The 22,992-nt window shown below is 50.1% G+C and carries 17 protein-coding genes and 1 pseudogene; 14 read left to right on the forward strand and 4 right to left on the reverse strand.

The window, feature by feature from the left end; genetic code table 11:
- The first annotated feature begins 458 nt into the window (after window positions 1-458).
- The 4 genes from ACN0YH_RS14520 (at window position 459) to ACN0YH_RS14535 (ending at window position 6,958) form a co-directional block, all read left to right on the forward strand.
- Window positions 459-1,817 (forward strand): ArnT family glycosyltransferase, encoded by a 1,359-nt coding sequence (locus tag ACN0YH_RS14520; RefSeq protein WP_417380291.1) that lies wholly within the window; start codon window positions 459-461, stop codon window positions 1,815-1,817.
- Window positions 1,818-2,057: 240 nt separating this feature from the next.
- Window positions 2,058-5,114: a hypothetical protein gene (locus ACN0YH_RS14525; protein WP_417380292.1), complete on the forward strand. Its 3,057-nt coding sequence runs from the start codon at window positions 2,058-2,060 to the stop codon at window positions 5,112-5,114.
- 11 nt (window positions 5,115-5,125) lie between these two features.
- Window positions 5,126-5,560 (forward strand): diacylglycerol kinase family protein, encoded by a 435-nt coding sequence (locus ACN0YH_RS14530; protein WP_417380293.1) that lies wholly within the window; start codon window positions 5,126-5,128, stop codon window positions 5,558-5,560.
- Window positions 5,561-5,683: 123 nt separating this feature from the next.
- Window positions 5,684-6,958: an alpha/beta hydrolase family protein gene (locus ACN0YH_RS14535; RefSeq protein ID WP_417380294.1), complete on the forward strand. Its 1,275-nt coding sequence runs from the start codon at window positions 5,684-5,686 to the stop codon at window positions 6,956-6,958.
- 9 nt (window positions 6,959-6,967) lie between these two features.
- On the opposite strand, the gene ACN0YH_RS14540 is transcribed toward ACN0YH_RS14535, so the two are convergent.
- A complete protein-coding gene (locus tag ACN0YH_RS14540) occupies window positions 6,968-8,896 on the reverse strand; it encodes a DEAD/DEAH box helicase (protein WP_417380295.1) in 1,929 nt (642 codons plus the stop codon).
- A 64-nt stretch (window positions 8,897-8,960) separates the two neighbouring features.
- On the reverse strand, window positions 8,961-9,533 hold the full coding sequence (locus ACN0YH_RS14545) for a hypothetical protein (protein WP_417380296.1): 573 nt from the start codon (window positions 9,531-9,533) through the stop codon (window positions 8,961-8,963).
- A 309-nt stretch (window positions 9,534-9,842) separates the two neighbouring features.
- Between ACN0YH_RS14545 and ACN0YH_RS14550 the strand changes: the two genes are divergently transcribed.
- The 4 genes and pseudogenes from ACN0YH_RS14550 to ACN0YH_RS14565 all read left to right on the forward strand — a co-directional run bounded on the left by ACN0YH_RS14550 (window position 9,843) and on the right by ACN0YH_RS14565 (window position 15,438).
- Window positions 9,843-11,144, forward strand: a complete 1,302-nt coding sequence (locus ACN0YH_RS14550; protein ID WP_417380297.1) for a phenylacetate--CoA ligase family protein — start codon at window positions 9,843-9,845, stop codon at window positions 11,142-11,144.
- Window positions 11,145-11,183: 39 nt separating this feature from the next.
- Window positions 11,184-12,662, forward strand: a complete 1,479-nt coding sequence (locus tag ACN0YH_RS14555) for a sulfatase-like hydrolase/transferase (protein WP_417380298.1) — start codon at window positions 11,184-11,186, stop codon at window positions 12,660-12,662.
- A gap of 121 nt (window positions 12,663-12,783) precedes the next feature.
- Window positions 12,784-13,905: pseudogene (locus ACN0YH_RS14560) on the forward strand (PQQ-binding-like beta-propeller repeat protein); the annotation flags it as partial.
- Window positions 13,906-14,223: 318 nt separating this feature from the next.
- A complete protein-coding gene (locus ACN0YH_RS14565; RefSeq protein ID WP_417380299.1) occupies window positions 14,224-15,438 on the forward strand; it encodes an SGNH/GDSL hydrolase family protein in 1,215 nt (404 codons plus the stop codon).
- A 12-nt stretch (window positions 15,439-15,450) separates the two neighbouring features.
- On the opposite strand, the gene ACN0YH_RS14570 is transcribed toward ACN0YH_RS14565, so the two are convergent.
- Both ACN0YH_RS14570 and ACN0YH_RS14575 read right to left on the reverse strand, forming a co-directional pair.
- A complete protein-coding gene (locus ACN0YH_RS14570; protein ID WP_417380300.1) occupies window positions 15,451-16,920 on the reverse strand; it encodes an arylsulfatase in 1,470 nt (489 codons plus the stop codon).
- A gap of 118 nt (window positions 16,921-17,038) precedes the next feature.
- Complete coding sequence (locus tag ACN0YH_RS14575; RefSeq protein ID WP_417380301.1) at window positions 17,039-17,962, reverse strand: metallophosphoesterase family protein; 924 nt, start codon at window positions 17,960-17,962, stop codon at window positions 17,039-17,041.
- Window positions 17,963-18,144: 182 nt separating this feature from the next.
- On the opposite strand from ACN0YH_RS14575, the gene ACN0YH_RS14580 reads away from it, so the two are divergent.
- The 6 genes from ACN0YH_RS14580 (at window position 18,145) to ACN0YH_RS14605 (ending at window position 22,944) form a co-directional block, all read left to right on the forward strand.
- Window positions 18,145-18,453 carry an ArsR/SmtB family transcription factor gene (locus ACN0YH_RS14580; RefSeq protein ID WP_417380302.1) on the forward strand — a complete coding sequence of 103 codons (309 nt, stop codon included), beginning with the start codon at window positions 18,145-18,147 and terminating at the stop codon, window positions 18,451-18,453.
- A gap of 50 nt (window positions 18,454-18,503) precedes the next feature.
- Entirely contained in the window at window positions 18,504-19,034 is a 531-nt protein-coding gene (locus tag ACN0YH_RS14585) for a rhodanese-like domain-containing protein (protein WP_417380303.1), read from the forward strand.
- 143 nt (window positions 19,035-19,177) lie between these two features.
- A complete protein-coding gene (locus ACN0YH_RS14590; protein ID WP_417380304.1) occupies window positions 19,178-19,714 on the forward strand; it encodes a tetratricopeptide repeat protein in 537 nt (178 codons plus the stop codon).
- An 84-nt stretch (window positions 19,715-19,798) separates the two neighbouring features.
- Window positions 19,799-20,683: a M28 family peptidase gene (locus tag ACN0YH_RS14595; protein ID WP_417380305.1), complete on the forward strand. Its 885-nt coding sequence runs from the start codon at window positions 19,799-19,801 to the stop codon at window positions 20,681-20,683.
- A 46-nt stretch (window positions 20,684-20,729) separates the two neighbouring features.
- Window positions 20,730-21,497: a DUF480 domain-containing protein gene (locus tag ACN0YH_RS14600; protein ID WP_417380306.1), complete on the forward strand. Its 768-nt coding sequence runs from the start codon at window positions 20,730-20,732 to the stop codon at window positions 21,495-21,497.
- A gap of 37 nt (window positions 21,498-21,534) precedes the next feature.
- Window positions 21,535-22,944 carry a sulfatase gene (locus ACN0YH_RS14605; protein ID WP_417380307.1) on the forward strand — a complete coding sequence of 470 codons (1,410 nt, stop codon included), beginning with the start codon at window positions 21,535-21,537 and terminating at the stop codon, window positions 22,942-22,944.
- Window positions 22,945-22,992 lie beyond the last annotated feature (48 nt).

The following is a 22,992-nucleotide window of genomic DNA, read 5'->3' on the forward strand; positions in this document are numbered from 1 at the left end:
ATCCTGCTGCCTGTTCGGCATTCAATACTTAACTATGCGGCCCGTTGCTATGATACAGGAATACATCCCAAGCTCATGCAACCCATCTACTGTTGTCGAACTATAGCTCAAAGAAATCATGATTTCATTACAAAGTGATTGTTTTCTGCAACGTGTTGATTTTTTCCAACCTGAATACTTCAGAACCATCAGCATCCATATTTCCAGATATCTGGACCATTCCGCGCCGCACTCATACCCAGTCCCTACAGTCGGCAGAAATCTTACAAAACCCCAGTTCCGGTCTGGAGTGTCCCCTTGTGTCTGACATACGAGACCCGCATACTTGATGCAGTCCCCCCTTGGATTAACTGCCGTGTGAGCTTTACCTTGGGGATCGAAGTGCCAGTTCAGGCAAACGTAAAAATCAAGCGGACTGACTCTGAAACCGCTGTTTACGCCTCTTTGGATTGATGTCTGTGACAAAACCCGGATTCTTAACTACTGCCCTGCTGCTGATTCTGCTTCTGGCTGGCGGTTTGCGTCTGACGATGGTGATTCTGCAGAGCGATCAACTGCAGGAAGACCGGGATGCCTACATCGCGATAGCCCGGAACCTGGCTGCGGGACATGGTTTCACATCGAGTCGGGTAGCGGAGGGACGAGGCATCGAGCCGACTGCGTTTCGTCCTCCGTTGTATCCCTGCCTGCTGGCTGCCCTCTATTATGTGAAAGCAGGAGATCTGGGAGTAGGGCTGATGCAGGTGCTGCTGGGGACGCTTACCGTCTGGTTCACCTGGAAAACAGGGCGCAGATTACAATTGTCTGTCGGGGCGCTGGTCGCTGCAGCGATCGTGGCGACGGACCCTGTTTTGCTGCAATACACGTCGTATGCGATGACCGAAGTGCTGTCTGCGTTCCTTACCAGTCTGCTGCTCTACATGCTGGTATGCCATCTGACGGAGGAAAAGACTCAGCCAGCCCCCCCCAATCAAACTTTAAAAATATTCGCAACCGGCCTGACCTGGGGACTGGCGATTCTCTGCCGCCCGACTTATCTCGCGTTTTTCGGACTCTGGTTTCTGACGCGACTTTGTGCGCCGGTCTTCAAGCGTGTTTTGAAAACGCAACCGGAGGGTCTTGCATGGCGTCAACTGACTTATCTGTCAGCGGGAATTCTGATTGCGGTTTCCCCCTGGCTGATACGGAACCTGGTGGTTTTTCACGCCCCGATTCTGACAACGACTCATGGCGGATATACGTTGCTGCTGGGAAATAACCCGGTGTTCTATCAGGAAGTGGTTCAACAATCCTGGGGCACCCTCTGGTCGGGTGAGAGTCTGGATGCCTGGCAAAAAAGCCTGAAACGTGATCTTGAGACAACAGTTCCCCCTGTGAAGAGTGAGCAGGAACGTGATCAGTGGATGTATCAACGGGCGAAAGCCAATATCGCAGCGGCCCCCTCTCTGTTTGTACAGTCCTGTCTGCTCAGATTAAGACGGTTCTGGAACTTCAGCCCGCAAAACAGTGCGCTGGTAGAGTCGAGACCTCTGATCGGCTGGGTAATTACCGGTTACTATTTCCTGATACTGACTGGCGCTCTGGGGGGCTGTCTGCTGTTAATCTGGAAGAGAGAGTCAGCCTGGGAGCCGTTATTCTGGCTTGTCGTCAGCTTCACGGTGGTCCATATTTTCTATTGGACCAACATGAGAATGCGGGCGCCTCTGGTACCGGCGATCGCCTTGCTGAGCGTTTATGGCTGGTCAAAATCTGCTGATTTTCTGAAATTCCGGAAAGCAGCTGAGACAAGAGAACACGAAAGCCACAACACGTTATAGATCAATAAGTTATAACACTTTATTGAACCGTTTCGTGGCAGCGATTGTTATTGACACTCTTTCAGAAATCGACCTATAATCCGCGCCCATTTATCCCGGTCCAGTAGACGGATTTAAGTCAACTGAACTCAATTCGTTACACTCTGTCTACTGAAACTTCAGTAGTAGAGCGTGTTCCTTTCCCTACGATTTCCCTTCAACAGAAGATTGACCTACCCGGTTATCACTTCAGGAGTGCCCGTGTCGGGCGAGATCAATTCCGTACCCCGGTATGTTTCGCATCGCATCTGGCAGGTAATTGTTTTCTTAACATTGCTTGGCGGACCGGTGACGGTTGCGCCTGCTCAGACCAGTTTCTTCGGCGCACCGAAAGCATCCTATGAAGAACCAGAATACGAGCCTTCGGAAAAAGAGCCGATTGCGATCTCAGCGGAATATTCGCAACAGTGGGAAGAAGATTTTGTCAGTGTCTCGATCCTGAAAGGGAATTGCCGCATTCAGCAGGGTGATGCTACCCTGCATTCGAGGCAGATGGTGATCTGGCATCGAAAAACGCGTCAGGCCGATCGTATCTCGGTATACATGGAAGGCGAAGTTCGCGTCGACCTGCCAGGTGAATCCAAATCAGAAAACAGTTTACTGGTCAACCTGGTAACGCAAAACGGAGTGAACCAGAAATTCAGACGCCCTACTCAGACCATGACTGCCCCCGACGATCCAGTATTGAATCGTGCCATCGAACGCCGGGGAGTTCCCCATGATCATCAACTGAAACGCGCCCAGTTTATTGTTGAGAAGCCTCCTTTGGAAGGTCCTGAACTGAGTCCGGTTCCGGCTCCGGAGATGGCTACTGATTTTCGCAGAATTCGACTTTTCCCTCGTAGCGCAGTCCCCTACAACGTCCAGAGTTTTCCTTCGACTCACACCGTCCCACCGGAACAGATCTGGGTCATCACCGGCGGAGTGAATCTACTGATTGATGGTGTGGAGGACCAGGAAATGATTGACATGTCCGCCGACCGGATCATCATCTGGACGGACGGACGCAATACTCAGAATTTCAACTCCGAAATCAGACAGTCCAAAGAATTACCCTTTGAAATTTACCTCGAAGGAAACATCGAAATTCGTCAAGGCACCTACTTCCTCAAAGCAAATCGTGCCTTTTACGATGCCCGGGAAGAACGGGCCGTCATGCTGGATGCGGAACTGAAAACCCATCTGCCTGAGCTGGGTGAAGATGTCAGGGTCCGGGCCAGTCAGATTCGTCAGCTCTCGAAAGGCGCATACCTCGCACAGAATGCCTGGGCCACAGGCAGCCAGTTTGGAAAACCTGGCTACAAAATTCAATCTTCGGATGTTTTAATCGAAGACCGTTATACGACACCCTGGCTGGGGTCAGGATCCAATGAACTCGATCCGATTACAGGGCAACCACTGCCAAACAAACGTGCCTGGCTGACAAGTTCCCACAATACCTTTGAAGTTGGGAATGTACCACTCTTCTATCTGCCTTATGTCACCAGCCCGGCGGAAGACATCTATTTTCCGATCACAGGACTGCGGTTTGGGAACGACCGTATCTTTGGTTTCCAGGTCGAAACGGAATGGGATATGTTTAAGTTGCTGGGGCTCGAACAACCAGCGGGTACAAAATGGGAAGGGCAGGTTGATTACTATTCCTATCGGGGAGTGGGGATCGGACAGTCCGGCAACTACCAGGGTGCCAACCTGTTTGGCTTTGATAATATTTTCAGCGGCAATGCAGAAGCATTTTACATTCACGACAGTGGCACGGATAACCTGGGGCTGGACCGCCGCGATCTCGTTCCGTCAACAAAAGATCGTTATTTTCTGAATCATCAGCACCGACAGACTTCCCCCTTTGGCATGACGCTGACCAGCGAAGCCGGTGTATTCTCTGACAGGAACTTTCAACAGGAATATTTTCAATCTGATTTCAATAATCGTAAAGATGTGGAAACTCTGTTGCATCTCAAACAGCAGCAGGACAACTGGTCCTGGTCGGTCATTGGCAGAACAAAGCTGAATGGATACGAAGACACAACAGACTGGCTGCCTAAAGCGGATCTGTTCCTGCTGGGTGAACCACTGTTTGGGAACCTGCTCAACTGGACTTCGCATTCCTCTGTAGGTTATGGAAAACTGAAACCAGGCTCTGCGCCGTACAATCCTCAACAGGATGTTTTTACTCCCCTGCCCTTCATTGCCGATTCACAGGGGCTGGTGGCGATGACCCGTAACCAGTTGGAAGCACCATTCAATCTGGGGCCCGTCATTCTGACACCGTATGTGATGGGCGAAGCAGCTTACTGGGAGCAGGGTCTGCAACAGCAGCAAATCGATCGCCTCTACGGTTCTGCCGGACTGCGCGGCAGTATTATGGCTGAGCGTATCTTCCCGGACGTCTACAATCCTTATTTCAATTTGAATGGTCTGGCCCATAAGATGGTGCTGGAAGCAGATTACTCTTACAGTGACTCAAGCCAAAACCTGTCCGGGATCGCACAATATAATGAGTTTGATGACAACGCTCAGGAAATGTTCCGCGAGCGCCTGGTAATCAACACGTTTGGTGGAGTACTGCCGCCTCAGTTTGATCCTCGTTTTTATGCCGTTCGTACGGGAGCCGGCCGCGGTGTCACAGATCCTTATTACGAACTGGTAGACGATCAGCAGGTACTGCGTATGGCGTGGCGGCATCGACTGCAGACTAAAACCGGCCCGCCGGATCAACTGCGAACCAAAGACTGGATGACGCTCGACCTGGAAGCATCTTATTTCCCGGATGCAGATCGAGACAACTTCGGCGAAGACTTCGGCCTGCTGGGTGGCCACTATCAATGGTTCCTCGGAGACCGAACCACGATGGCAGCTAATGCCTACTACGATGTCTTTGACGGTGCACAACAACTCTGGGATGTGTCGCTCACCAGCCAGCGCACCAACAGACTGTCAGTGAATGTGGCATTGCAGCAGATTAAAGGTGGTGGCGATCTGGACAGCCAGATTTTATCAGCCGGACTGAATTATGTAATGAGCCAGAAATGGAGCGCGGGTATCAGTACAGCTTATGACCTGGGAGAACATGTTAATCGCGGACAGATCTTATCGCTCACCCGGACTGGTGCCGATTTCATCACGAGTCTGGGCATGTCTTATAACCAGAGCACTGGAAATGCCGGTATTGGTTTGACAATCATGCCTCGGTTCGGAAACTTTGGTGGCGGACCCGCTGATTTATCCTCAATTTTAGGTAACACTGCTTCACAATAGGAATCGGGACTGTGATCAAATCACAAAATACTCAAATCGAACCTTTTCAACGGCAAACCACCGCCACAGCGGAATCAGATAAATTACGTCCCGAATGGAGACAGCGTCTGATTGATGTGGAAAGCGGAATCAAATTTGGCATCAGGCTGGACAGCATATTCTTTATTCACTTTTTCGCTGGCAGTGCCGTCATCGCTGCTGCGACTTTCTTAGGTTTATCTGCGACACACTGGGCCATTCTCATACTGTCAATGACAAGCGTGCTCTGCGCCCAGATGTTCAACCAGGTCTTGAAATCGATCTGGAGCATCCTCGGGAAACATCTGCCTGCAGAATCTCAGAATACATTCAAAGCAGGTACAGCAGCGGTCGGCGTCAGCATCATCGGCTCGATCATCACAATCGCCATCATTTTCGGATCAGCCCTGTATCGTCTGCTGTTCTAACCTGGGCTGTGACACAGGTCACCTTTCCCATTCCTGAAACCGTACGCTTGCGTCAGCCCTTACTGTCATTGATAATCGTGGTCTATTGTATTTTCCATCATTTGATCTATGACAGGTATGACCATGCAGTTTACTCGCTCTTTCAAAATTCTGTTGCTGTTACTGATGACTGCTCTCCCCGCCACTGGTTTGATGGCCGCTGGAGATATCATTCAGCCTGATCCCCGTTTACCGGAATCAACCCCCTGGGATCTGAAGGCCCTCAGCAAAGCGCCTGAATTTGAATGGATCGATAAAAAGTCTCCGGTCAGGCCACTGGTGTATCAGGGACTGGAATATCGTGGGAAACCCACACAGGTGTTTGCCTTTTATGCGTCTCCGGCGACACTCAATCCTGAAGAGCCCAAAGATAAGAAGTATCCCGGCATCGTACTGATTCACGGCGGGGGTGGTACGGCTTTTCGCGAGTGGGCCGAGTTATGGGCTCAGAAGGGTTATGCCGCGATCGCCATGGATCTGGCGGGATCTCAACCAGTGGATGGAAAAAACCCGCATGATCGCAAGCATCGAAACCGACTCGAAGCGGGTGGACCTGACCAGTCTCATCAAGAGAAATTCGAAGCCGTGAAAGACGATCAGTCAGAACATTGGTGTTACCACGCTCCTGCGAATGCCATCCTGGCACATTCCCTGATTCGATCTTTCCCGGAGGTAGACAAGAACCTCACAGCCGTCACGGGTATTTCCTGGGGTGGCTATCTGACCTGCATTGTCGCCGGTCTGGATAACCGCTTCGATGCAGCTGTTCCCGTTTATGGTTGTGGATTTCTCAATGATCATTCGGTTTTTGAATCATCCATCAATAAACTGCCTGCGCCAGACAGCAAGCGCTGGATGCAACTGTATGATCCGGGTCAATATCTGCAAGCCGTTCAAATGCCGATTTTATTTGTGAACGGTACAAATGACTTTGCCTACTGGTTGAGTGCTTATCAGAAAAGCTATGAAGCCGTGCCGGAATCCACGCCGCGGAACATTCGGATCGAAGTCAAGATGGGCCACAGCCATCCGGCAGGCTGGAGACCTAAAGAAATTGCACGATTTGTTGATCAGTATCTGAAAGAGAAGACTCCGCTGGCTGTAGTACTAAACCCGACCATTAATAACGGTAAAGTGACAGCGGAACTGGCTGAGCCGATCAAAATCAAAACCGCAGTACTTAACTACACGACCGACGCAGGTCCCAACCCCGAACGAACGTGGCAGTCGATTCCCCTGGAAGTACAGGGAACAAAAATCACAGGTCCTGCTCCGCCCGCTGATACGAAAATCTGGTTCATCAACGTTACGGATGAAGCAGACGCCATGACATCCAGTCCGCTGATATCAAAACAATAGTCGATTGAATCAAGCGGCGGACTTCCCGGGAACCTGGGGGGCGATTTTTTTGGTCACGTCCCCCTTTTTCTGCTTGAGGTCAAACAGCCCGAAGATTTCTGAAGCTGTCAGACTCCGCGATTCACAGGTGGTATCGCCATCTCCCAGAATCGAGCGGAAGAGTTCCCGTTTTTGTTCGAGGACCATGTCGATCCGTTCTTCGATCGTATTATTACAGACAAATTTTGTCACGATGACCTGCGTTTTCTGTCCAATCCGATGTGCCCGGTTGATTGCCTGGTCTTCAATCGCCGGATTCCACCAGCGATCAAACAGAAAGACATAACCGGCAAACTGCAGATTCAATCCGACGGCGCCGGTACCATAACTCATCAACAACAGGTGTGAATCCGGATCATGCTTGAACTGATCGAGGATCGGCTCGCGCTGTTTGGTGGGAATCCCGCCATGATAAACGAGGGTTCCAAATCGCTCTAAACGTTTCGCCATGAAGTCCAGCGGTTTCGTCCACTGACTGAATAAAATGGCTTTGCCACCACTGGCAGCAATTTCTTCCATGTCGGCTTCCAGGCGATCCAGCTTGCAACTGTCCCCGGTCACAGGATCGAAGTTGGTGATCTGCTTGAGCCGTAAAACCAGTTCAAACACGTGTTGAACCGTGATGGAATCTCCCATCTCATTCAGCTGAATCACACCATCTTTTTCAGCCGTATCATAGGCATGCTGTTGCGCCGGATTGAGGTCCAGGTACGCGGGGCGGTCCAGCCGTGGCGGTAGATCGGTCATCACCAGATCTTTAGTGCGACGCAAAATGAATTCCTTGGAAAGGACCTGCAACTGCCTCAAATCTGGTGTACCCCGTGGTGGAATCACTTCCATCCATTCAAATAACGACGACATCTCTTCGTGTCGATTTTCGATCGGTGTTCCGGTGAGAGCCCAGCTTCGTTTACGGGGAATGGAACGGGCGGCTTCTGCTGTGCGCGATTCGCGATTTTTAATGCGTTGTGCTTCATCAAGAACGACCAGGTCAAAACGTGGGATGTTTTCTTCTCCCATCGTTTCAAAATCACGCGACATTGACTCGTAATTGGCGATCAAAATCGGCGTGTTCGGCATTTCCCAGATCATGCGTCGTCGAGCCGTATCGCCCTGCACGACCGTGACCGGCAACTCTTCCGCCCAGAATTTAAATTCACGCTGCCAGTTGGGAATCAGGGGTTTGGGACAGACGAGTAGAATCCGGCGCACCTGCCCGCTACGTAACAACAGGCGCACGCCGGTAATGGTCTGCATGGTTTTCCCCAACCCCATTTCATCTGCCAGCAAAGCTGACTTCTGCGAGAACAGCCAGGCGATCCCCTCGTACTGATAGGGAAAAGGCTCGAAAGGCATGATCAGTTCCTGACCGGCCAGCCAAGACTGCAGCGGAGGTTGAAGCAGATAAAACAGGCGATCCTCCAGCGAAAGTGCATTTGCGGGCGGCTTGAGCCGTGTGCTCTTTTTGCGTTCACTCGGCTCCTTGCTGGCGGCTTTGGGACCTTCAATCTGACTTAGTTCCCCGTTACTCTCTTTCTCCTGTTTGGGAGGCATGAACTCCAGCCCGTCAGGAAAGGTCATCCCAAAGGTTTTGACGCGCGGCCTCGTCGGTTTCCACTTGGGTTGCAGTCCTGCTCTCTCTAGCAAAGCCAGTGACGACGTTTCCAGATTGAATTTGCGAGTGAGCGCACCATTCATGCCTGAAGCAAAAACCGCTGCCGTCACAGCCAGAGAAGCCGTTTCACTACTGACCTGCTGTTTGATCTGCCAGCGATCCGCATCTGTGATGACGGTCTGCGAAGAATTCAACACAGGAGGAAGAAAATGAGGCCCACCGGAGTGACCGGTTGACGATTCTGTCTGTTGTTGATTTTGAATGTCCGAGTCTGAATAATCCACGTATCTGCCTGTTTGGGAAGAAAGTCTGATCAGCTTGTTTCAATACCATAGTTTGAACGGCGGTTTAACGGGATGATCCCATTTTTACTGCTTCGTTTAAGGCTTCACGCACACGTTCAAACGGTTCGCCCAAATCGGCGTCCGCGGGGATATTTCGGCTGGTGCTCTCAATGGTCGATTTTCCGGTCTGATGTCCCGCATCAAACCGTAAACGGTTCTTCCCAATCTGCTCGCTGATGAAGTCGGAATTTTCTTCGACAATCTGTTCCACATCACTCAGAATGGCTACCGGAATCGAAATATGGTTCTGTAATTCGATCGCCTCTTCCTGTTCGATCAAAACCAGGTTCGGTTTGACATTCATTTTTTCAACCAGAGTTTGACCGATCACCTCTCCCAGCAGAAAGGGAAGCAGTGTCGGGCCATACAGTACTTCCTGAGTCCGGTTTGCTTTGACAGGAGTTGTGCATTGAAATTCCAGCGGCCTGCCAAAATGATTGGTTACCAGCAAGCCGCCGATCAGTGAGCCATCGGGACATTCAATCGTAGTCAGGAATCCCAGCTTCAACTCTTTACTACCACCATCCGCTCCCATAAAGTCCTCGTCTCCAGATGTCATTTCTTCTGTTGTCGTCAATGATCAGACGATCCTGATTCTCACCTGAACCGTATCTCTTTCGATAATCAGGACAGCCTACTGTATCGATATCATCGTCCTTCATAATTTCTGACTTGAGTGCTTGTTGGAATGGTCGTGTTAGATAGTTTCACTTCAATAACCCTTTAAATAACAAACGGTTTCAGTATGGGGAACGTTTGAATTCCAGTAGATATTTTCTACCGTGGATTGCTCTTTAGGTTGGAAATTCACTCAAGTTGCGGCAGAATAAGGGAGAACCCTGAATCTCCATTTTTGATGCAACCAGACAATTGAGCTATTATCAATATGAATGTACCAGTATCCGAACCGGAAAATCTGAGCCGGGAAGCGCTGCAGGCACGCCAACTGCAACGCCTGCAACACCTTTTGAAAGAAGTTTCTGCAACCAATGTGTTCTGGCAGAAGAAATGGGAAGCAGCAGGCGTCGATATCAATTCGATTCAGAGCCTCTCCGACCTGCAGAAATTGCCGATCACCACCAAATCGGAACTGGTAGAAGATCATCTGGCCCACGCCCCCTACGGTACGAACCTGACTTACCCGGTTGAAAATTACACCCGCATGCATCAGACTTCGGGAACGACTGGGTCCCCCATGCGCTGGCTGGATACAAAAACGAGCTGGGACTGGTTTAGCGAATGCTGGGCACAGATTTATCGCATGGTCGGTCTGTACCCTGAAGATCGACTGTTCTTTCCCTTCTCGTTTGGCCCCTTTGTCGGATTCTGGGCCGCCTTTGAGGGTGCAACGCGTCGTGGCAATTTCTGTCTGGCCGGTGGTGGCACGGGGAGTGAAGCCCGACTGCAGATGATTCTTGACAATCAGATTACTGCCGTCTGTTGTACACCCACTTATGCTTTACGACTGGCGGAAGTGGCAGAAGCAGAGAACATCAATCTCGCTGCCAGCCGAGTGCGGTCGCTGGTCGTTGCCGGTGAACCGGGGGGGAACATTGAAGCAACGAAACTTCGTATCGGCCAGGCCTGGGGGGCACGAGTCTTTGATCACTGGGGCATGACTGAAATTGGTGCACTGGGAATTGAGCCGCTGGAGAGTCCCGGCAGTCTGAATATTCTGGAAACGGAATGCATCGCTGAAATCGTCAATTCAGATACACTAGAACCGGTGACTCCCGGAGAACAGGGGGAATTGATCATTACCAACCTGGGGCGGATCGGTTCTCCTCTCATCCGTTATCGTACGGGGGATCTGGTTTCGGAAGATACTTCCCCCTGCCCTTCCGGTCGTACTTTGCTGCGTTTGAAGGGAGGCATTCTGGGACGCGCCGATGACATGGTGATCATTCGCGGTAACAACGTTTTTCCATCCAGCCTGGAAGCGATCCTGCGGACATTCGATCGAATTGCAGAGTACCGGATTGAAGTCCGCACGATTCGTGCAATGCAGCATATGAAGATTGAACTGGAACCGACTGATGCGGCGGCTGCAGAACCACATCGATTGATTCGAGATGTCAGTCACGCGATCAAGGATCGCCTGAATTTCAACGCGGAAGTGATCACTGTCGCTCCCGGTGCCTTACCCCGATTCGAACTTAAAGGCCGACGCTTCTTCAAAATAGACTGATACCACTTTTGTGAATTTCATCTATTACAGGAATAATCCATGCCAGCTCACCTGCGAATACCATCGATCCTGTTTCTGATCGTTTCCTGTTATTTCATAGCACTCAGTCGAACTTCGCATGCCGCTGAAAAAACCGTACGCCCTAATATCCTGTTTCTTTTCAGTGATGATCAACGGGCTGACGCTGTCTCGGCCTACGCCAACCCGCACATTCAAACGCCAAATCTGGATCAGCTGGTGAAATCAGGATTCAGTTTTCGTAACGCATTCTGCATGGGATCAATTCACGGTGCCGTCTGCCAGCCAAGTCGCGCGATGTTGAACAGTGGCCGCTCACTGTACCATGTTCCCATGGATCTGAAAGGGGTCATCACACTACCCCAGTTATTGAAGCAGGCGGGATACCAGACCTTCGGCACGGGTAAATGGCACAATCACCGCGATTCATTTCAGAAAAGCTTTACGACAGGGACTGCTGCTTTTATTGGTGGCATGTCGAATCATTTGAAAGTACCAGTAGTCGACCTGAATGAGGGCAAGTTTGAAAACAAACGGACGGGTAAAAAGTTTTCCAGCGAGCTCTTCGTCGATGCCGCCGTTGACTTTTTAAAGCAGCAGCCTGCAGAAAAACCCTTTTATGCCTACGTGGCATTCACAGCGCCGCATGATCCACGGATGCCGCCGAATACGTCGATGAAAGCATATAAAAACAGTCCCCCGCCCCTCCCCAAAAACTTCATGCCACAACATCCTTTTAATAATGGCTGGTTAACCGGCCGTGATGAAGCATTGACCGGCTGGCCACGTCAGCCGGAAATCGTGCGTGAACAGCTCGCGGAATATTACGGAATGATCACCCACATGGACACGCAGATCGGCCGCATCCTGCAGACATTAAAAGAGAGAAAACTCGAGAATAATACGATCGTCATTTTTTCTTCAGATCATGGTCTGGCACTGGGAAGTCACGGGTTACTGGGGAAACAGAATCTGTATGAACACAGCATGAAAGCACCATTGATCTTCAAAGGGCCCGGAATTCCCGAGAACAAATCCAGCGAGGCACTGGTTTACCTGTATGACATTTTCCCGACGGTCTGTGATTTGGCTCAGATCCAGGCCCCCTCGGGTGTCGAAGGTTCTGACCTGGCTCCTATCTGGCGTGGCAAAACAGATCGGGTTCGTGACACACTGTTTACCACATATGAAGATCTGATGCGGGCCGTTCGCGATGATCGCTGGAAACTGATTCGCTATCCACAGATTAATAAGACCCAACTGTTTGACCTCAAAGAAGATCCACACGAACTGCAGGACCTTTCAGAACATCCTAAGCAGAAAGAGCGTATCGAAAAAATGCTGGCGGACTTGAAAGAATGGCAGAAAAAAACGGACGACAAACAGCCGCTCACATCGGGGCATCCCAAACCGGAAGCCATCGATCTGACAGGACGAAAACGGAAACCCGACCCGCATCAACCTGAAGAGATCGTCAAAAAATACTTCGATTCTGAATGAAATCTGTTTTCCACCCATGCTATAATCAATGGTCTCACCACGTATTAGATTCCAACCATAATTTTGAATTGCTCACCGAACCCGGTTCGCAAAAAGATTCACACAGTCAGAGGTAATAATAATGAAAGCTTTACTGGCAACCCTTACTCTTTCCCTGTTTCTCGCCTCGACGACTCTGGCCGGTAACTGGCCTGGCTGGCGTGGACCGACTTCCAATGGCGTCGCAGAAGGTTCCGGTTATCCCGTATCCTGGGACAGTTCCAAAAATATTCTCTGGGAAGTGGCATTTCCGGGAATCAGTGGTTCGACTCCTGTGATCTGGGGCGATGACCTGTTTCTGACCACCACAACCGATGGAAAAAATGAAGTCCTCTGCCTGGATAAGAATTCGGGAAAGAAAAAGTGGTCGACTGATTTCGGTACGGAACGCGCTGGCAAACATAAGAAAGGGAGTGGCAGCAGCCCGTCCCCTGTCGCTGATGACCAGTTTGTCTTCGCCTATTTCAAAAGTGGTGATCTCGCCTGTCTGAATCGGGAAGGCAAAATTGTCTGGCAGAAAAACCTGCAGAAGATTTATGGTGAAGATACCCTCTGGTGGGATCTGGGAACTTCTCCCGTGTTAACAAACAACCTGGTGGTGGTCGCCTGCATGCAAAGCGACAACTCTTATATCGTGGCCTTTGATAAAGCCACAGGAAAAGAAGCCTGGAAACAGGACCGCAATCTGAATGCACCAGAAGAAGCCAACCAGAGTTATTCTACTCCTGTCGTCGTCAATCAGGATGGCAAAGAGATCATTTATGTTCTGGGAGCCGACCATGTCACAGCTCATGATGCCCAGACCGGAAAACAGATCTGGCAGGTGGGTGGGTTGAACCCGACTCAACACAAATACTTTCGATCGATCTCTTCTCCGGTCGTCAGCGATGGCTATCTGATTGCCCCTTATGCCCGCGGCGGCTCAGTGACTGGAATAAAACTGGGGGGCAATGGTGATGTGACTAAATCGCATGTCGCCTGGACGAATGAAGAAAAAGGCGAGTTTTCGGACGTTCCGACCCCCGCTGCTGTCAACGGGCGATTTTATATCTGCTCCGATAAAGGGGACGTCCTCTGTTTCGATGTCAAAACCGGGAAAAAGATCTGGGGCGATCGACTCCCCCGCAGCAGAAATAAATTCAGCGCTTCCCCGATCCTGGCTGATGGACACATCTATGTGACCCGCGAAGATGGCACAACCTTTGTGCTGGACCAGGGAGATGAATTCAAGCTGGTTTCTGAAAATCCACTCGAAGGTTTCGCACTGGCAACGCCAATCTTTTCTGATGGAAAGATCTATCTGAAAATGACCGACAAAATTTACTGCATCGGGAAAAAGTAACCGACTGGTCTCAAATAATAATCTGAGGGACAGGTACTTCTCCTGTCCCTCTTTTTTCGAATCTGCACTCGCCTTAATGAAACTAAGAAACCTATAAATAAGCTGCCAGCGTCTGGTTCCAGCCACTTTTTAGGAACCAGTTCAATTCAAACGACATTCGTCCTCTAAGATGGAAATCACATGAAAACACGATTTACTTTCAGCTTGCTGCTGACACTGATGCTATTAACTCCGCTGCACCAGACATCAGCAGGCGAAGAAAAACCTCAGGCGGAACCGGAAACCAAAACGGAAGCGAAAGACCCGCTTCGCCTGATTCTGCCTCCGATCATCTACGCAGTCCCGGGAATGGAAACCAGCGTCTATTTCGATAACGTTTCCTTAAGCATCAATCCAGCGAACTATGTTTTCGACGTGCATTGCAACCGGGGTCACCTGCAGCAGGAGCGCTGGACTTACACCCCCGATGAAAAAGAGATTGGCGACTATAAATTCACGCTGAATGTCATAGACCAGAACAATCAGATCATCGCCAGTCAGGACTCCCGATTGCGAGTGGTTCCCACCTCTGCCGGTAAAGACAAACCGGTCAGTATCCTGATGATCGGCGACAGTCTGACACATAACTCAACCTACCCCCGTCATGTCCGCCAGCTCAGTCAGAACTTCCAGGGTCCCAATCTGAAACTGATTGGTTCTCACAATTCGAAAGACGAGGAGGGAGTCCAGCATGAAGGATATGGGGGCTGGACCGCAGTCCGCTTTGCAACTCATTTTAAAGAGAATGCCCGTCAGGGATATTACCGGGAACGAGGCAGCCCGTTTCTCTATGCAGGTGAAGATGGAAAACCCGAACTCGATTTTCCCCGCTACTGTAAAGAATTTAACGACGGGAAAGCCCCCGATCTGGTAACGATCTTTCTCGGGCCAAATGACGTATATTCAGCCACCGATGAAACCATTGGAGAACGTACCGAAACGATGGTCAAGCATCTGGATATTCTGGTAAAAATGATTCACGACTTCAGCCCGAAAACGAAAATCGGTCTGATGCTACCCGTTCCTCCCGCAGCGACACAGGATGCCTTTGGCACCACCAATGGTCGCGGCCAGACACGCTGGCAGTATAAGCGCAATCAGCATTATGTGGTGGAACAGATGTCAAAACATTTCGGCGATAAAACCGATCAGCAGATTTTCCTGGTCCCCACACATATCAATCTGGATTGTGCCCATAATTACCCCGCCGTCAAAGTCCCCTGGAACGCACAGACCACAGAAGAGACAGTACGCCAGAACAACGCCGTTCATCCAGCTGCGAATGGCTATCAGCAGATTGGTAACAGCCTGTTCTGCTGGATCAAGGAAGTTTCGAAACAGGAGAATGCGAAGTAATCTCCTGTTAAGTTACTGCTGATCCAACGCCGGAAAGGGAAACATTTCGGAAGGCGTGCGTCCCGTTTTCATGATCGTTTTGATTCGGGCCACCACTTCCGGATGTTGATCTGCAACGTCGTGCTGCTCGCCGGGATCTGTTTTGAGGTTGTAAAGTTCAATTTTCATTTGTGGTTTTTTCTTGAGTAGATTCTGACGAATGCCTTTCCAGTCGCCCATATGCACCGCCTGCTGCCCGGTGTAAGCGGGGAATTCCCAATACAGATACTCATGCTGTTTTTGCTGATCGGGGTGCCCTTCCAGCGTTGGTACGAAGCTGATTCCATCAATGTCGGCAGGCGCTTTGGTTCCCGTCAGAGCGGCGATGGTCGGCATGACATCCCAGAACGCGGACAGATGATCGGTGACCTGTCCCGCTGGAAAATGACCGGGCCAGCGCGCGATCAGAGGTACGCGAATCCCGCCTTCGTACAGGCTGCCTTTAAAACCCCGCCAGGGTCCTGCCGACTCGAAGAATTCCGAGTCCGATCCTCCCAGCCGATTGTAAGTCGGCCCGTTATCTGATGTGAAGAAAACAACCGTATTTTTATCCAGCTTGAGCTCTTTCAGCAGCGCCATAATCTGTCCCACCCCGTCATCCATCTGGGTAATCATGGCTGCGTAGCCCGCCCGGGGATGCGGATGTTTAATATAGCCCTTATGTTTATAGTCTTCTTCAGGAATTTTGTCCCTGTATTCTGCGACATACTTTTCCGGTGACTGGATCGCCAGATGGGGTATTGCAAACGGCAGATACAGAAAGAAGGGGTCCTTCTGATGTTCGCGAATGAAAGCCAGTCCGTTCTCTACAAATTGATCCTGTGAATGGGTCTCGCCGTATAATGTTCGATCATTTCCAGGCAGAGTTTCTTTTGTATGATTCCGCCATAAAAAGACCGGGTAGTGATTGTGTGCATGCACCTGGCAGTTGAAACCATAAAACAGATCAAAACCTTGTTGATTGGGATCTCCCGTGGTTCCGAAATGCCCCAGCCCCCATTTGCCCATCGCACCGGTAGCATAGTTTTTCTGCTTGAGCATTTCAGCGATTGTGACTTCCGCATCGGGAATCGGATGCTGCCCTGGAAAGCTCCAACCCTGTTCCTCTTTCATATTCTGCACATACTCGGGCTTACCATTATTCCGTACATGAGCATGACCGGGGTGCTTGCCTGTCAGCAGATTACACCGGGAAGGGGCACAGACCGCGTTGCCTGAATAGAACTGCGTAAAGCGAATTCCCTCTTTGGCAATGCGATCAATGTTCGGTGTTTTGATCCACTTCTGACCGTAACAACCCAGCTCGTTGTAACCCAGGTCATCGGCGATAATGAATATAATATTCGGTTCCCGCTGTAACGCAGCCGCGTCACTAGCAGTGAAAACGCTCAAAAAACTGAGACTGAAAAGAGTAAAGAAGAAATGTCTGAAAAAGCGGCGCATCGCTGGCTCCTGGCTGGATCGGTCAAGGGTGGTGTGGAATCCAGACTCCATCTTATACAGACCGAACCGGAGATCGCAACTTTATCCGCTGTGACGGAACAAGATCCGGACTGTTTTTTCAGGACCAGTGGTAATCCTTCTGTTTACAAAACCCGTTCAGTATCAATGAACCATCTTCATAAACATCCAGCGTGCTGTAACCATTATTGTCCAGTCCTGAGCCTTCCACCATCGCAACCATCGTGCAGTAATGGATGCCTTTGATTTCTGAATATTTATTGTGATGACTGTGCCCCTGGAAGACCGCGGCAACTTTACCCGACTGTTCCAGAACCTTACGAACTTCCGATGAATTTTTAACGGCGTGGGAATCCGTATCTTTCAGATCGAGTGGCTGATGTGCGAAAACAATCGTGGGAAACGTCGTTTTCTTCAGATCTGTCTGCAGCCAGGCCAGCTCTTCTGGCGGGATATTCGCGTCGGTCCACGTGAAATTCTTCCGACCATAAGGAGTACCATCACTTTTGAAACAGGAGTCCAGCACGACAAAATGAAATCCGTTCTGGTCAAAAGAGTAGAACGAATTTTTCTGCCCGACTCCCTGCAGAAACTCGGCTTTTTTCAACTGGTCGACGCAATGGTTCCCCAACACATAATACTTAGGATAAGGAATCGAAGAAATAGCATGGACCACCGTCTGCAGATGTAGTTTTTCCTGCTCCAATGATTTTCCGGAATCGATCAAGTCACCTTGAAAGACAACAAAATCGGGACGATCGCTCTGAAACTGTGAAGCGGCCTCCTTCAACTTACCCAGCGTTTCACGATAATGACGCGAGCCGGCAGGAGCCTTGTCTGCATAATGCAGGTCAGTGACCAGCCCGATGCGAACCGCGCCCCGTTTATTTGTATTGATGGATCCCAACACCGTTCGACTTAAAGGGGAAAGCGCCAGGCCAGACAGGATCAGGGCACCATTTTTCAGGAACGCACGTCTTGCCAGAGATTCCATCGGAGACTGAGACTGCGACTGCGGTTTCATGATATGACCTCTTCAACACGGCAGAAGTTAATTTGACTTAAGTCTTTATTGTGACAGATATTTATGAAGATTCAATGACCAGTCAATGAATTTCCACTCTCCCTGTTTTCTGGACAAAAATGAAAAAATCCTCATTGACATATCGTAACCTCACGATATTATATATATGAGGTCAATGAATTATGAAACTGAAAGAAACACCCGAATATAATGGATCTGCATTAGAACAGGCTGCCGAATGCCTGAAGGTTCTGGCGCACCCCGCTCGAATCCGCATCGTGCAGTTATTGCTGCGCGGCCGTTATACCGTTGGGGAGCTTGCTGAAGATTGTGGGATCCCCAGTAACGTAGCATCAGAACATTTACGATTGATGCAGCGGTGCGGTTTTTTCGTCAGCGAACGGGAAGGAAGAAGCGTCTATTACCAGATCGCAGAACCTCATCTGAATAAGATTATGGACTGTATTGAAGGTCGTTTTTTCCAAAGTTGAGTTTTTTTGAAACAACATATCGTACAATTGCGACATAACGAGGTATCAAAATGGCAGAAATCAAAACGATTAAACCAGACGTCTTGGCAAAAACACAGCAGGAAAAAGAAGTTCACCTGATCGATGTCCGAACGCCGGCCGAATTCCGTGAAGTCCATGCCCCCATTGCTGTCAATATTCCCCTGGACCAATTGACGGCGGAACAAATCAAAGGTCTGGTCAATGGAAATGGGGCAGATCCGGTGTATCTGATCTGCCAGAGTGGCAACCGCTCTTCCAAAGCCTGCCAGAAACTGATCGAGACCGGTTTCGCCAACGTGGTCAGTGTTGAAGGGGGTACCAAAGCGTGGGAAGCTGAAGGCCTGCCTGTGAACCGGGGTAAAAAGACGATTTCACTGGAACGACAGGTACGTATTGCCGCTGGATTCCTGGTGCTGACAGGAGCTGTGTTAGGGATGTTTGTGAATCCCTGGTTCAGTGGGCTCTCAGCATTCGTTGGCGCGGGTCTGATGTTCGCTGGAATTACCGACACGTGTGGCATGGCCATGATCCTGGCAAAAATGCCTTGGAACCGTGCATAATGCCCGGAAATATCGAAGCGAGGTGAGCATTCGATGAATTTATAGAACCCGCAAAATATCACCTCAGATGCAATAGAAAAACCTCTGCCTGTTCCAGTAAGATACAGGCAGAGGTTTTTTCTTTTATATTTTCAGGTTTTCCTATGGTATTTCTGCCCGCTTCTCGCCCCAAACGGTACCTCGATGCCGCGGAAGGTTTTCTGATCCTTGAGATGCCTGAACAGGCTCTGCGAGAACTGTCCCGCATCACCGTAGCGGATCGAGATTCGGAAAAATACTATCGACTGCTGGGGCAGGCCCAGCAACTGGCGACCCACTATCAGGAAGCGCTGGATGCCTATCAGCACGCTTATGATAAAGATTCAGAAAACCTGACAACCCTGATGGGAATGGCCTGGTGTTATAAGCGAACCGACCAGTTGTCAGCCGCAATCACAATCATGGAAGAAGCGTATCAACATCATGCTGACGAACCTATCGTGCTTTATAACCTCTCCTGTTATTTCACCTTAGCGGGAGATAAGAATAAAGCGATTTCCTGGCTGGGACGTTCGCTGCGGATGGAACCCGGATTAATCAAATTAATTCAGGAGGAACCAGACTTCGATTCTCTGCGGAGTGACAAAGACTTTCGGTTCGTAGTAGAATCTGCTGAGGATAAAACGTCCCAGAATACGTAGTATTAATTCGACCTTCCGAGTAAAGCGGTCAGCGAGACCTGTCTTACTCCTGACAGGTCAACAAGGGAATCGAAAGTCATCAATATGGATATTGACACCCGCCGCCTGAAACAACACTGCGATGAATTGTGTAAAACAATCCGTCCTGCGGAGAGCGAGGCGCTGGAAACAGCCCGCCTGTATGTCATCCGGGAACTGGAATCCGCAGGCTGGCAGGTAGAGCGACATCCGTTTCAAGCTCAGGATTCTCTGCTGACCCTGTGGTCAGGCCAGAATCTGATCGCCCGGCATCCCGATCTGACAAATCCGGACAAACCTTTATTCTGTGTCGGCGCGCACCTCGATACCCGCCCTGAGTCACCTGGAGCTGATGACAATACCAGTGCCGTTGCCGCCCTGCTTGAAATGGCTCGCCTGCTTCCCGATGCTTTAAACTCAGGGAATCATTGGAGTATTGAACTGGTCGCCTTCGATCTGGAAGAAAACGGGATGCTGGGAGGCGCCGAGCATGCGCGATTACGGTCACAGCAACAAACGGATCTCCGCGGCATGGTTTCACTGGAAATGCTGGGTTACTGCGATCCCACTCCCGGTAGCCAGACGCTGCCACATGAACTGGTGGGCCTGTATCCGGATACCGGTGACTTTATCGCCGTTGTCGGCAACCAGAATTCAACTGGCCTGATCGCCGCTTTCCAGCAGGGAATGCAAACTGTTCCAGAGTTGCCGGTAGAGGTCCTGCAGGTTCCTCAAAATGGTGAAATGCTGCAGGCCACCCGCTTGAGTGATCACAGTCCGTTCTGGGACGCCGGCTATCCGGCTCTGATGATTACTGACACCAGCTTTCTACGAAACCCCCATTACCACCAGCCGACGGATACGGTTGATACACTCGACTTTGAATTTCTGGGAAAAGTTTCGCAAGGCTGCCTGGAATCAACAAAATGGATCCTGGCAAACGGCTATTAATGTCTTTGATTTACCTTTCAGCGCAACAGGGAATAATTGATCGAACATGAATGACACCACTCAGGAAGAAAAAGATCTTCTCCATATTACAGAACTGACCCGACAGCAACGACGTGTCATTGGCGTGTTGTTGGAAAAAGCATTTACTACACCAGATCAGTACCCGCTTACCCTGAAAGCAGTCACCACAGGCTGTAACCAGAAGAGCAACCGGGACCCCGTTTCAAATTACAGTGAGTCACAGGTTTATGAAACGCTGGATTCATTACGGGAAATGGGGATCGTAGCCGTAATTCATTCAGACAGTGGCCGCACGGAACGTTATCGTCACTACATGCGGCGCCGGTTTAATTTTACGGAACCCCAACTGGCAATCCTGACTGAGCTCTGGCTGCGTGGTCGGCAGACCATGGGAGAATTACGCGGACGTGCCAGTCGCATGGTTCCCATCGAAACTCTGGATGTATTACGCAACGAATTTAAAGGACTTCTGGATCAGAAGTATGTACAATCCAACGGCAGCATTGAACGTCGCGGAATTGAAGTAGATCACAACTGGTACCAGGAGCGTGAAGGAAAGACCCTGGGATTTGAAACATCCGTGGAAGAAGAGGAAATACCTAAGACAGAAAAGGTATCTTCATCCTCTCCTCAAACCAAAGCTGCCACACCTGATCTCTCTGGATTTTCTGCTGTAGTTGAACAGTTACAGCATGACAATCAGTCTTTGAGACGGGAGATAGAGACACTCACCCAATCGCTGGATGAATTGAAACAGCAACTGATTGAACTGAAACAGGAACTGGGTAGTTAAGCACTGACAAGGGAATTCCATTTCAAATCGAGTCGCCATGATCAAGCCACTTTATGTAATGTCATGCCTGTTGCTGATCTTATTTGTCTTGTCTGATGTCTCTTCCGGGAAGGCTGCCGAACGGCCCAATCTGATTTCGATTGTGACTGACGACCAAGGCCGCTGGGCCATGGGACTGTATGGAAACCGGCAGATTCATACTCCCTACATGGACCAGATTGGAAAACAGGGTGCGGTCTTTACCAATGCCTTTGTAGCAACGCCTGTCTGCTCACCCAGTCGCGCCACCTTTCTCTCGGGCAGATTTCCGACGGAGTTGAAGATTACCGACTGGATTTCGACAGAGGAAGCTCAAGAGGGAACCGGTCTCACAGCGATGACCTGGCCGGAAGTTTTACAGCAACAGGGATACCAGACCGCCTTGATCGGTAAATGGCATCTGGGGGAACAGAATCAGTTTCATCCACATAAAAAAGGGTTTACCCATTTCATGGGATTTCTTGCAGGGGGAACGCGCCCCATGGATCCCACTCTGGAAGTGAATGGAAAAACGGAGAAACTGAAAGGCCCGCTGCCTGATCTGCTGGTGAATGACGCGATCGACTTTATCCGCAGATCCAAAGACAAACCATTTGCCCTCTGTCTGCATTTCAGAGCTCCGCATACCCCCTATGGTCCGGTTCCCCGACAGGATTCAGCGCATTACGAGGGGATGGAAATTGATGTGCCTGTCACAGAGGGAGCCATTCCCGAACAGATTCGGCAGAAAAACAAAGAATATTATGCCAGTGTCTCTTCGGTCGATCGAAATATTGGTCGACTGCTGAAAGAACTCGACCAATTACATCTCACAGAGAATACACTGGTTATTTTCACGAGTGACCATGGTTATAACATTGGCCGCCATGGAATCAGCACTAAAGGCAACGGGCACTGGATTGCAGGGGGCGTGACCGGCCCCAAACGACCTAACATGTGGGATACCTCCATCCGGGTGCCGCTGGTCATGCGCTGGCCCGCGGTGATCAAACCGGGAACTCAATTCGATGAACTGGTATCGAACATCGACATGTTCAAATTTGTGTTAGGCGCGTTGAAAATTCCACAGCCGACCAATCTCAAGTTGCACGGTATCGACTATTCCCCTTTACTGTTCGGTCATCCCGCTCCTGTCAGGAAAGTACTGTTCGGTCAATATGATTTGCATAACAATGGATTAGCCTATCTCAGGATGATCAGAACCCCAAAGTTGAAGTACGTCAAACACTATCGTGCCAAAAGCATGGATGAGTTATATGATCTGGAATCGGATCCCGGAGAGAACACGAATCTGCTGCATCGCCGCACCAGAAAGAACTGGCAAGAGACTGCTGACCTGTTAGAGAACCAGCTGCTCGACTGGCAGAAATCGATTCAGGATCCGATTCTCGAACCTGCTTACGAATAACAGGTTAAGAGACAAAGCAGGAAACAGCTGTCCCCTGCTCTATTTTCA

The organism is Gimesia sp. (genome assembly GCF_048262075.1).
Taxonomy (GTDB): domain Bacteria; phylum Planctomycetota; class Planctomycetia; order Planctomycetales; family Planctomycetaceae; genus Gimesia.